General features: G+C 49.0%; 9 protein-coding genes. All 9 read right to left on the reverse strand.

Translation table 11 applies throughout. The features are described from left to right. Positions 1 to 480 precede the first annotated feature (480 nt). Entirely contained in the window at positions 481 to 3,732 is a 3,252-nt protein-coding gene (gene icmF, locus AC4EHJ_RS07580) for a fused isobutyryl-CoA mutase/GTPase IcmF (protein ID WP_490974950.1), read from the reverse strand. Positions 3,733 to 3,735: 3 nt separating this feature from the next. Beyond that, on the reverse strand, positions 3,736 to 4,380 hold the full coding sequence (locus AC4EHJ_RS07585; RefSeq protein WP_490974951.1) for a TetR/AcrR family transcriptional regulator: 645 nt from the start codon (positions 4,378 to 4,380) through the stop codon (positions 3,736 to 3,738). Positions 4,381 to 4,395: 15 nt separating this feature from the next. Continuing rightward, positions 4,396 to 5,535 (reverse strand): acyl-CoA dehydrogenase, encoded by a 1,140-nt coding sequence (locus tag AC4EHJ_RS07590; RefSeq protein WP_490974952.1) that lies wholly within the window; start codon positions 5,533 to 5,535, stop codon positions 4,396 to 4,398. A gap of 36 nt (positions 5,536 to 5,571) precedes the next feature. Continuing rightward, entirely contained in the window at positions 5,572 to 6,708 is a 1,137-nt protein-coding gene (locus tag AC4EHJ_RS07595; RefSeq protein WP_490974953.1) for an acyl-CoA dehydrogenase, read from the reverse strand. Between the two features lie 17 nt (positions 6,709 to 6,725). Then, complete coding sequence (locus tag AC4EHJ_RS07600) at positions 6,726 to 7,577, reverse strand: 3-hydroxybutyryl-CoA dehydrogenase (RefSeq protein WP_490974954.1); 852 nt, start codon at positions 7,575 to 7,577, stop codon at positions 6,726 to 6,728. Between the two features lie 2 nt (positions 7,578 to 7,579). Further along, complete coding sequence (locus tag AC4EHJ_RS07605) at positions 7,580 to 8,776, reverse strand: acetyl-CoA C-acetyltransferase (RefSeq protein ID WP_490974955.1); 1,197 nt, start codon at positions 8,774 to 8,776, stop codon at positions 7,580 to 7,582. 289 nt (positions 8,777 to 9,065) lie between these two features. After that, positions 9,066 to 11,204 (reverse strand): (Fe-S)-binding protein, encoded by a 2,139-nt coding sequence (locus AC4EHJ_RS07610; RefSeq protein WP_490974956.1) that lies wholly within the window; start codon positions 11,202 to 11,204, stop codon positions 9,066 to 9,068. Between the two features lie 234 nt (positions 11,205 to 11,438). Further along, on the reverse strand, positions 11,439 to 12,119 hold the full coding sequence (locus AC4EHJ_RS07615) for an alpha-ribazole-5-phosphate synthase (protein WP_490974957.1): 681 nt from the start codon (positions 12,117 to 12,119) through the stop codon (positions 11,439 to 11,441). Next, positions 12,116 to 12,592: an ECF transporter S component gene (locus tag AC4EHJ_RS07620; RefSeq protein WP_490974958.1), complete on the reverse strand. Its 477-nt coding sequence runs from the start codon at positions 12,590 to 12,592 to the stop codon at positions 12,116 to 12,118. Before AC4EHJ_RS07620 ends, AC4EHJ_RS07615 begins: the two co-directional genes overlap by 4 nt.

Consider the following 12,592-nt stretch of genomic DNA (forward strand, 5'->3'; position numbering starts at 1 on the left):
ATGCAGAGGACCATTATGCTGTAGTGTACGTATTTCGGCATGGGCGTCCATCCTTTAGTGGCCAACATTGAATTTTCTCTCATTATACCGAAGTTCGGTGAGCAATGCGACACGCATCTTGCCGGAGAGCGGAATTCTACGTGCACGCTCGTAAATTCTCCCGAACGCGCATAAATCTCCGTCGCACCCTCTAATACTGAACTCTCCCGCTCCCTAACCTGCTGCACCGCTTGTTTTTCACATTTCGCCTGCGAAATGCATCCAATTTTCTTTTTTCACGCTGTCTTTCTCCAAAACTTATAGCGCTTACTCAAAAACTTTAAGTTCAAGAACGAAAAGCTTTTCATAAAAGATTTGGAGTTAATCTTTTTACAGAGAGTTATTATTAAATCTATTCTTCTATTTGGCACCGCGAGCGTAAATACTTCCGCACAAAAAACCGCTTGCGGATGTCGTCCGCAAGCGGTTTGCTTTGTTTGCTTACATGTTGCGGCGGTATTGCCCGCCTACTTCATATAAAGCCGTTGTGATCTGGCCGAGGCTCGCCACTTTGACGGTGTCCATCAATTCTTCAAAGATGTTGCCGCCTGATTTTGCGACTTGTTTCAGGTGCATCAATGCTTCTTCTGAAGCGTTGCGTTCCTGGAAAGTGCGCAAGTTGGCGATTTGCGTTTCTTTTTCTTCTGTTGTGGCACGAGCGATTTCCATTGCGTTGATTTCATCGTCTGTTTGCGGATTCGGATTCAAATACGTATTGACTCCGATAATCGGCAATTCGCCAGTGTGTTTCTTCATTTCGTAATGCATCGACTCTTCCTGGATTTTGCCGCGCTGGTATTGCGTTTCCATCGCGCCCAGGACGCCTCCGCGGTCGTTGATGCGGTCAAATTCAGAAAGCACCGCTTCTTCGACGAGCTGCGTCATTTCTTCGATGATGAACGCGCCTTGCAGCGGGTTTTCATTTTTGGACAAGCCGTGCTCTTTGGTGATGATCATTTGTATAGCCATCGCGCGGCGCACTGATTCTTCTGTCGGAGTCGTAATGGCTTCGTCATAAGCGTTCGTGTGCAGCGAGTTGCAGTTATCCTGAAGCGCCATCAATGCTTGCAATGTCGTGCGGATATCGTTGAAATCGATTTCCTGCGCGTGCAAGCTGCGCCCGGAAGTCTGAACGTGGTATTTCAGCTTCTGGCTGCGTTCGTTTGCGCCGTATTTATCGCGCATAACGACTGCCCAGATGCGGCGTGCCACGCGGCCGATGACCGTATATTCCGGATCCAAGCCGTTCGAGAAGAAGAACGACAGGTTCGGCGCAAAATCATCGATGTTCATGCCGCGGCTCAAGTAGTACTCAACGTACGTGAAGCCATTCGACAACGTGAACGCCAATTGTGAAATCGGGTTCGCTCCTGCTTCCGCGATGTGGTAGCCGGAAATCGATACCGAATAATAGTTGCGTACTTTATGGTCGATAAAGTATTGCTGGATGTCGCCCATCATGCGAAGCGCGAATTCCGTTGAGAAGATGCACGTGTTCTGCCCTTGATCTTCTTTCAGGATGTCGGCTTGCACCGTTCCACGGACGACTTGCAGCGTGCTTTCACGAACTTCAGTGAATTCTTCCAGCGTCAATGCACGGCCAAACTTCTCTTCGTTCAGCTTCACTTGCTGGTCGATTGCCGTGTTCATGAACATTGCCAGGATAATCGGCGCAGGTCCGTTGATCGTCATCGAGACCGAAGTGGACGGAGCGCATAAATCAAAGCCTTCGTATAATTTCTTCATGTCTTCAAGCGTACAGATCGACACCCCTGATTCGCCGACTTTTCCGTAGATGTCCGGGCGGTGGTCAGGGTCTTCACCGTATAGCGTCACTGAGTCGAATGCCGTCGACAAGCGTTTCGCGTCGTCGTCTTTCGACAGGTAATGGAAGCGGCGGTTTGTGCGTTCTGGAGTTCCTTCGCCCGCAAACTGGCGCTTTGGATCTTCGCCTTCACGTTTGAACGGGAATACTCCCGCTGTATAAGGGAATGAACCCGGTACGTTTTCTAAATAAACCCATTTCAAAATTTCACCGTAATCTTCGAATTTCGGCAGGACAACGCGTGGGATTTTCAAGCCTGCAAGGCTTTCTGTCCGCAGAATCGTGCGGATTTCCCGGTCGCGGACTGTCGTCACGAACTCGTCGCCGGCGTAGGCTTCTTTAATGGATTTCCAGTTTTCAAGAATTCGTTTGGATTCCGCTGTCAGCTCATCGCGCATGCCATCAGCAAGCGATTTGAGTGATGCCAAAAGTGCATCATCCGGCGCTTTTTCCTTCACAGTTTCCATGGCGCCTTCAAGCTGGTAGATCCGGCGCGCAAATGCAGCCTGTTCAATCGTTTTCGCATGGTAGCCACGGACCGTATCCGTAATCTCACGCAAATAATAACGGCGGTCGTTTGGAATGATCAAGTTCTCTTTTTGCGTTTTAGCGAATTGCTCGTAATCCGTTGTCCAGTCCGTGCCGCATTTTTCGTTGACGATGCCGACTAATGCCGCAAACAAGGAGTTTGTGCCTTTATCGTTGAACTGGCTGGCGATTGTACCGAATACCGGCATTTTTTCCAGCTCATCATCCCAGCGCAAGTGGCTGCGTTGGAATTGCTTCTGCACTTGGCGCAAAGCATCTTCCGAGCCTTTGCGCTCGAATTTATTGATCACGATCAGATCCGCGTAATCGATCATGTCGATTTTTTCCAACTGAGTCGGTGCACCGAACTCGCTTGTCATGACGTACATCGATACATCCGAGAAGTTCGCGATTTCCGCGTCTCCTTGACCGATGCCGCTCGTTTCAACGACAATCAGGTCGAAGCCGGCTGCTTTCACGACGTCAAGGACATCGCCGAGCGCGCGTGAAATTTCAGTGCGCGAGCCGCGAGTTGCTAAGCTTCTCATGAACACACGATTGTTGAAGATGGCGTTCATGCGGATGCGGTCGCCTAGAAGCGCGCCGCCCGTTTTCTGTTTGGTCGGGTCAATCGACAAAATGGCGATCTTTTTGTCCGGAAGTTCTGACAGGAAGCGGCGGATCAATTCATCCGTCAGCGAGCTTTTGCCCGCTCCGCCTGTACCTGTAATCCCGAGCACCGGTGTATTCTTCGATTTCGCGCGTACTGCCGCAAGCAGTGCATCCGTGTTGGTTTCACGCGTGTGTGCTTCTTCAGCTGCGGTGATGATGTGGGCCAAACCTACTGGATCCTCTGCAGATACAGCATCCGCTGGAAGATTTTCTTTCACTGTGGAGAAATCGCATTCTTCGACAATCTCCAGGATCATGCCTTGAAGGCCTTTTTTGCGGCCGTCTTCCGGTGAGAAAATGCCGGCGATGCCGTATTCTTCAAGTTCCTTGATTTCGCGCGGCAAGATTACGCCGCCCCCGCCTCCGTAGATGCGGATGGTGCCAGCGCCTTTTTCGGCCAGCAAATCGTGCATGTATTTGAAGTATTCCATGTGGCCGCCCTGATAAGAAGAAATGCAGATGCCCTGCACATCTTCCTGAATTGCCGCGTTGACTACTTCTTCTACGGAACGGTTATGCCCCAAATGGATGACTTCTGCTCCGCTCGCCTGCAAAATGCGGCGCATGATGTTGATTGACGCATCGTGGCCGTCAAATAGACTTGAAGCAGTGACGAAACGTACATGGTTCTTCGGCTTATAAGTCGATTGTTCTTGTATAGTTGCCATGTTTTATTTAACCCCCTGTATGTTGATTTTTTCCCCTGCCATCCCCTGCAACAGAAATTGAGTCTGTAATTCGATGAATTCTTCAATTGTGAAATCACGCAGCGCCCAGCGTCTGAATGCCCACATCTGTCCTTGGACGAATAAATGATGGGCCGCCAACGTGATTTCTTTCGGCGTCAACTTCAGCTCGCCGCTTGCCGCACAGTCTGCCAACAGGCCTTCGAATAAAGAAACCATTTCCATTTCTTTATTGAGGACATATTGCAGTGCATCTTTCGGCAGCGATTTCGATTCCTGGTACATGACCACAAACTCATCCTGCATATCGTCGATCAGCCCGTAATAATGGCCGATTGCCGTGACGAGCACTTCGAGCGATCCTTTGTCGATGTCGAGTGCGTCGAAGCGTGCATGCACTTCGTCGTAGATCGAGTCACAGACAAGATACAAGACGTCTTCTTTGGTCCGAATATATTCGTACAATGTCCCAATGCTAAAACCTGAAGCTTTTGCGATTTCTCTTGTTGTCGTCCGGTGAAAGCCCTTTTCTTTAAAAAGCGTGACAGCGCCCCGGATCATCTGTGCCCGGCGCTTAGCAATCAGGCTTTCGTCTTTCACGGAGGACTGGACTTCACGCTTTCTGTTCATGAGCGATCCCTCCGCTTACTTCGTGACCATACGGGAAATCACCAAACGTTGGATTTCCTGTGTGCCTTCGTAGATTTGCGTGATTTTCGCGTCACGCATGAAACGCTCAACCGGATAGTCTTTCGTGTAGCCGTAGCCACCGAATACTTGAACCGCTTCAACTGTGACTTTCATCGCTGTGTCGCCGGCCATCAATTTCGCCATTGCTGATTCTTTGCTGTAGGACATTTTGTTCGATTCAAGCCAAGCCGCCTGATACGTCAACAAACGTGAAGCTTCGATGGAAGTCGCCATGTCTGCCAATTTGAACGAGATGCCTTGGTTGGCTGCAATCGGTTTGCCGAATTGCTCGCGCTCTTTTGCATAAGTGATCGATGCGTCCATTGCGCCTTGTGCGATGCCGACTGCTTGTGCAGCGATACCGTTGCGTCCGCCGTCAAGCGTCTGCATAGCGATTTTGAAGCCTTGGCCAAGTTCGCCAAGCATATTCTCTTTTGGTACACGGCAATTGTCAAAAATGATTTCAGTTGTCGGGCTTGAACGGATCCCGAGTTTCTTTTCTTTTTTGCCGACAGAGAAGCCTTCAAAGTCTTTTTCGACGATGAACGCCGTCGTGCCTTTTTGCTTCGATTCCGGATCCGTTACCGCGAAGACGATGTAGATGTCCGCTATGCCGCCGTTTGTGATGAAGATTTTTGAACCGTTCAAGATGTAATGGTCGCCGTCTTCTTTTGCGTTCGTTTTCATGCCGCCAGCATCAGATCCTGAAGCTGGTTCTGTCAGGCCGTAAGCACCGATTTTCGTTCCTTCAGCCATCGGGCGCAAGTATTTCTGTTTCTGCTCTTCTGTGCCGAATGTATATACCGGCCATCCAGCAAGTGACGTATGCGCGGAAAGGGTTACGCCAGTAGATGCGCAGACGCGGGACAACTCTTCAACAGCGATGCAATAAGCCAAGTAATCCGAACCGATGCCACCGTATTCTTCTGGCCACGGAATGCCTGTCAGGCCAAGTTCCGCCATCTTGTCGAAAATTTCGCGGTCAAAACGCTCTTCTTCGTCGCGTTCTTCAGCAGTCGGCGCCACTTCTTTGTTCGCGAAGTCGCGTACCATTTTGCGGATCATTACATGTTCTTCACTCAATTGAAAATTCATTGTCAAATTCCTCCATTTTGTTGTTTTATAAGCTATTTATTTTACCAATTGTTTGCTGATGACCATTCGTTGGATCTCGCTTGTGCCTTCATAGATTTCCGTGATTTTTGCGTCGCGGAATAATCTTTCTACCGGATAATCTTCCGTGTAGCCGTAGCCGCCGAATACTTGAACCGCTTCGATTGCCACATCCATCGCCGCTTTTGAGGCGAAAAGCTTCGCAATTGATGCTTCTTTATTGCAATCTTTGCCGCGGGCATATAGGTCTGCTGCGTTGTAGACCAGCAATTTTGCCGCTTCGACTTGCGTCGCCATATCGGCCAATTTAAAGCCGATGCCTTGCTGCTGCGCAATCGGTTTGCCGAATTGGACGCGTTCTTTCGCGTAAGCCACTGAATGTTCATATGCCGCTTCCGCAATGCCGAGCGCCTGTGCTGCGATGCCGATGCGTCCGACGTTCAAGTTTGCCATGGCGATGCTGAAGCCTTTGTTTTCCTTGCCCAACAGGTTTTCAGCCGGCACTTTCATATTGTCGAACGTCAACTGGACGGTGCGTGAGCCGTGAAGGCCCATTTTCTTTTCGTCTTTCCCGACGATCAGGCCCGGGTAATCTTTTTCAACAATAAAAGCAGAAATGCCGCGTGAACCGGCTTCCGGTTTGGTCGATGCGAAAACGATGTATGTATCGGCTTCGCCCCCGTTTGTGATAAATACTTTTGAGCCATTTAAAACGTAATGATCGCCTTGGAACACGGCTTTGGTTTTCAAGCTTGCCGCATCCGAACCGGCTGACGGTTCAGTCAAAGCGAAAGCGCCCAGGTATTCGCCAGAAGCAAGCTTCGGCACGTATTTCTGAATTTGCTCTTCTGTGCCAAAGTTCAGGATCGGATTTGTGCCGACTGACGTATGGACAGAAAGAATGACACCGATAACGGCACTGACTTTTGATAATTCGTGGATGGCGATGATGTAAGACGTAAAGTCCATCTCAGAGCCGCCTACTTTTTCAGGAGCCGTGATGCCCATCAAGCCGAGTTCTGCCATTTTTTTTAGAATCTCTCTTGGGAAATGGCCTTCTTCCATTTTTTCGATATAAGGCGTGATTTCTTCTTTCGCGAAATCGCGTACCATGTTTCTCATCATCAATTGTTCTTCTGTAAATCGCAAATCCATTGCGGTTCCCCCTAAAGTTAGCTGTATTCGTAGAATCCGCGGCCAGTTTTCTTGCCGAGCCATCCGGCTTTAACGTATTGGCGCAACAACGGGCTTGGGCGGTATTTGCTATCGCCGAAACCTTCGTGCAGCACTTCCATGATGTAAAGGCATGTATCAAGGCCGATAAAATCAGCTAATTGCAGCGGTCCCATCGGGTGGTTCATGCCGAGGCGCATAATGTCGTCGATCGCTTCTTTTGAAGCGACGCCATCTTGCAGCGTGAATATCGCTTCATTGATCATCGGCATCAAGATGCGGTTGGAAACGAAACCAGGAAAGTCATTGCATTCCACTGGCGTTTTTGACAATTTCACTGTCATTTCTTCGACCGTTTTATAAACTTCATCCGTTGTCGCAAGTCCGCGAATGATTTCCACCAGCTTCATGACCGGTACCGGGTTCATGAAATGCATGCCGATTACTTGTTCCGGACGGTTCGTCGCTGCTGCGATTTCAGTGATTGGCAACGACGATGTATTCGATGCCAATATCGCATGTTTCGGAGCCACTTCATCAAGCGTTTTGAAGATGGTGTGCTTGATTGCCATGTTTTCGACTGCTGCTTCAATAACGATGTCTGCATCGTGTGCATCGTTCAAATCCAACGATGGCGTGATGCGCCTTAGAATTGCCGTTTTTTCTTCTTCAGACAAACGGCCCTTTTCGACGTTGCGCGCTAAGTTTTTAGTTATTGCCGCTATGCCGCGGTCAAATGCTTCTTGCTTCATATCATTCAATTTCACGTTGAATCCTGCTTGTGCACATACTTGAGCGATGCCGGAACCCATTTGTCCTGCCCCGATCACCATTACGATTTGAATCGACATTATTAGTTTGCCTCCTGTTTTGGAACTTCTATCATGATCGCATCGCCTTGTCCGCCGCCTGAGCAGATTGCTGCAATGCCGATGCCGCCTCCGCGGCGTCTCAATTCATATGCAAGCGTCAAAATGACGCGTGCTCCGCTAGCTCCAATTGGATGGCCAAGTGCGACAGAACCGCCATTGACGTTGACTTTCTCTGCATCCAATCCAGCAATTTTCGAACTTGCCAATGCAACTGCGGCAAACGCTTCGTTGATTTCGAATAAATCGATGTCTTCCAACGATTTGCCTGTTTTTTTCAGGATTTCGTTGATGACAATCCCAGGTGTTTCCGGGAAACGATGCGGCTCAACTGCCACTTCCGCGTGGGAAAGCACGTAAGCTAATGCCTTTTTGCCTTCTTTTTCAGCGCGTTCTTCGCTCATCAGCACAAGTGCGGCTGCCCCATCATTGATGCCAGGCGCGTTGCCGGCTGTGATCGTGCCGTCCTTGCCAAATGCTGGGCGCAATTTTGCCAAGGTTTCTGCTGTCGTGTCTTCGCGCGGCGCTTCATCTCGATCGACTTTGATTGGGTCGCCTTTGCGCTGTGGAATTTCAAGCACAACAATTTCTTCCGCAAAATGAGCGCGTGCAATGATGGCGCGTTCGTGTGATCGTGCTGACCAAGCGTCCTGCTGCTCGCGCGACAAGTCAAAGTCGGTTGCAGTCGAGTTGCCGTATGTTCCCATATGGACTTTGTCCGGGTGGAACGAGCAAGAAAGTCCGTCATGGACCATGCCGTCAATCATTTGCGCGTCGCCCATGCGAAGGCCCCAACGAGCTTTCGGCAAATAATATGGCGCATTTGACATCGATTCCATGCCGCCAGCGACAATCAATTCCTCATCGCCCAAGCGGATAAGCTGATCCGCCAATGTTACAGAACGCATCCCTGACGCACAGACTTTATTGATTGTTTCCGTTTTTACATGATATGGAATGCCTGCTTTTTTCGCTGCTTGGCGTGAAGGGATTTGCCCCTGGCCTGCCTGCAAAACGTTGCCCATAATGACTTCCTGGATATCTTCCGGATTGACGCCGGCGCGGTTCATCGCTTCTTTGATCGCCGCTGCCCCTAGATCGCTGGCGCTCAGCGAGCTCAAGCTTCCTCCGAATTTCCCAAATGCTGTACGTGCCCCATCAATGATGACTGTTTTTGCCATTGGTGTATTCCTCCTCTATTCTTTGTAAACGGTTTCAAAATGTGAAAAGCAGATAGTTTTCTTCTTTTAATTAGACTGTTTTGTCGTATCGCTAGCTTCGTCGCAAAACATTGCCTCTGCATCGCTTCGCTAGCTTCGAGGCAAACCATAATGCGCCATGATGTGGCGCATTATGGTTGACTGAACGCTCGCTCGGTTTGTTGCCGAACAAAAAGGGAGCTGTTAGACTCCCTTTCATTTTTCTTGCTTATAATATTATCTTATACAATTTTCACGCTTTTTGCAATTTTTATTGGGCGATTGTTTCTTCAACTACTGGTGCCTGTTTGCCGATAACTGCCATTTCAAGCAGTTCTGCGACGTCGTAGGTACCGACTGTTTCTTCGACTTCTTTTGCTTTCGTGCCATCGGACAGCATTGTCAAACAGTACGGGCAGCCAGAAGAAATGATTGTCGGGCTGACTTCAAGTGCTTGTTCTGTACGAGCCACGTTGACGCGATGCCCTGCATCTTCTTCCATCCACATTAAGCCGCCGCCTGCTCCACAGCACATGCCATCTTGGCGGTTGCGGACCATTTCGACAAGCTCGACGCCTTCGATCGCTTTCAGGATTTCACGCGGCGCGTCATAAACGTCGTTATAGCGGCCGAGGTAGCATGAATCATGGAAAGTAATTTTTTCATTGACCGGGAACTGCGGTTTCAAACGGCCCTCTTGCACCAGTTCGAACAGCATTTCGGTATGGTGGTAGACTTCCGCTTTAAAGCCGAAATCCGGATATTCGTTTTTGAAGATGTTATAAGCATGCGGATCAATCGTGACGATTTTTTTGATTTCCGCTTTTTCGAATTCCTGAATATTCGCTGTCGCCAGTTCCTGGAACAGGAATTCGTTGCCTAAGCGGCGCGGTGTATCGCCAGAGTTCTTTTCCTTATTGCCGAGAATCGCGAATTTCACTCCTGCTTCGTTCATCAGGCGGGCAAACGACAACGCAATTTTTTGCGAGCGGCTGTCGAATGATCCCATTGAACCTACCCAGAATAGGAATTCGAACTCTTCGCCGGCTTTGTTCATTTCTTTCACTGTCGGGATGTGGACGTCTTCACGTGCATCTCTCCAGTTTTCTTTTTCTTTGCGGTTAAGGCCCCATGGATTGCCTTGCTTTTCGATGTTTGTCATCGCGCGTTGTGCATCTTTGTCCATTTTTCCTTCCGTCATAACAAGGTAACGGCGAAGATCAATGATTTTGTCAACATGCTCATTCATTACCGGACATTGGTCTTCACAGTTGCGGCAAGTCGTACATGCCCAGATTTCTTCTTCTGTGATAACGTCGCCGATCAAGCTTGGGCTGTAAAGCTCATCGATCGAAATGCCCTCAGCTCCAGCAGCCATAGCAAGCTGGTTTCCTTGCGAATTATTAAATGCCATTGCCGGCACCCAAGGTTTTTGGCGCGTTACGACTGCACCAGTGTTCGTCAAGTTATCGCGCAGTTTCGTAATCAAGTCCATCGGCGACAGCATTTTCCCTGTGCCTGTTGCCGGACACATATTCGTGCAGCGTCCACATTCCACGCAAGCGTAGAAGTCGATCATTTGGGATTGTGTGAAATCAGTGATTTTGCCGACGCCGAATGACGGCATGGCGTCCTCGTCTTCTTCGTCTTCCATTTCTTCAAAATTAATCGGTTTCAAACGTCCGACGTGGTCTACTCGGTGGAACCAAGTGTTGACCGGCCCAAAAATCAAGTGGGCGTGTTTTGATTGCGGTACGTAAACCAGGAATGTCAGAAGGAACAATAGATGAGCCCACCACATAACGTAGAAAATGGCGGCCGCTGCTGTTTCAGGAAGACCTGCAAATAACATTGCGAATACCGAAGCGACAGGTTCAGTCCAAGCCGTTTCGTGGCCTTGCCAGATCATTGATGCTCCGTTGCCGACTAGAACCGAAACCATCAAACCGCCGATGAAAATCAGCACCAATCCTGATTTCCAACCGCGTTTCAGCCGGACCAGTTTTTCGATGTATCTTCTATAGAATGCCCAGACAACAGCAACGAGAATCGTCAGTGTCACAATTTCCTGGAAAAATGTGAAGGCCGGGTAAAGCGGCCCAAGCGGCAAATGCGCTCCAGGCACAAGCCCTTTGATGATAAAATCAATGGCGCTTGCCTGCACAAGCAGGAAACCGTAGAAGAACATGACGTGGATCGTTCCGCTTTTTTTGTCTTTCATCAATTTCTTCTGGCCAAAGACATTGACCATGACTTTGCGAAGACGTTCTTTGAAGTTGTCTTCGAACTCCACTTTCTTGCCAAGCTTGATGAAGTCATAACGCGTTTTCAGCAAATAGATGAATAAGTAAACTGCGTAACCCGTGATGGCCAAAAACAGAATCCAGTTAGCAATAAGCAATGGTTCCATTGTGAAATCCCCCTTTTATGTACAAATTCCAAATATTCCTTAAATAAATACTACGTGACCCTTGCATCAATGTCGATTGTTATTTCTATATTAGAATATGAATGAGCATTCAGTCAACCCGAAACTTGAAAGGGTTTTCATTTATTATTATACACATTGTATCTATTAAATATAGCCCTTATATTGACATGGGCTTTCTAGACACAAAAAAAGCATCGCGGCAAGGCGATGCGTTCAGTTTTTCCGTATCAAAGGGTACAGGCAGCTGCCGAAATGTGTTTCCAACGGCTTTCTTTCTTTAGAAAAAACACCGATTAACACGCAGCTGGCTGGTCCTGCAGAAGCAGCGGTGTCCACGATTTCCGAGACATCCACTTTCTGCCCGAAAAGCAATTCTGCTTCCTGTGCGATTCCTTTAGAGCCGACAGGCCAAACACGCCGGATCAGCCCATTCGTTAAAGCATCAGCTATCTTTTTCAAATCTGCTACACGTTCACTTTGCTCAAGAACATCCTTGCCGACTAGCGGGTGGCCATAAATATACCAGGAGAGCCCGCTTGGCTGAACGATTTTTCCCGTTCGCTTTCCAAGCATGGTCACTGCAATACCGGATTGCAACGTAGCCATATTGCTTTCAGAACTCCCAGCACATTGCGGCATCGGCCGGCCAAGTTCTGCAAATAATTCCTCGATCCCTTGCATATAACGCTCCCACTGGGCTTCCCCACTGAAATTGTGAATGAGAAGTGCTGCCGGCTCACTGCCGGCAGCCCATTGTTCAAGCAAGGCTACGCGTGCAGCAAATTTCGCCGTAACAGTATCAGAGGCAAATACAATATCGGCGGGCTTTTCGCCGATGGCGGCACTATTGTCTGAAGTTACAATCCAGTCGCCCAGCTCCAATTCATGTCTCATAAGAGCACCTTCTTTTTAATGCCCGCAAGGACTGGCATGACAACGCTCGCTGCTGCGGCATTCAGCGAAGACGCGATTAACAAGCCTGGAACCGTCGCATAGAAAAACGCCGGCGACAGCAAAAAATAGAATGGTATGGCTGCTGCTACCCCATTAACGGCAATGAATGCAAACCATTTACTTTTTCGCCAACCCGCATTATGCAGCTTTGCGAACAGCCAAACAGCTGCAAACATTTCCAGCGCAATCAGGCTGTGGAATGGCCCCAAAGGAAAGCCGCCCAACATCGCTGATATCAAATGGCCAACCGCCGCGATCAAGCCTGCGCCTCGTGCAGAGAAAAATAGCACGGCAGCAAGCGCCGGCATCGAGTCCATAGCAATGGAAGCAATGCCCAACGGAATTTTAATCATGCCGCCGACTGCCGACAAACTGATAAAAAATGCGAACAGCGCGATTTTTTTTGCTGGCAT

This window comes from Planococcus sp. TJ-301, from assembly GCF_058268475.1.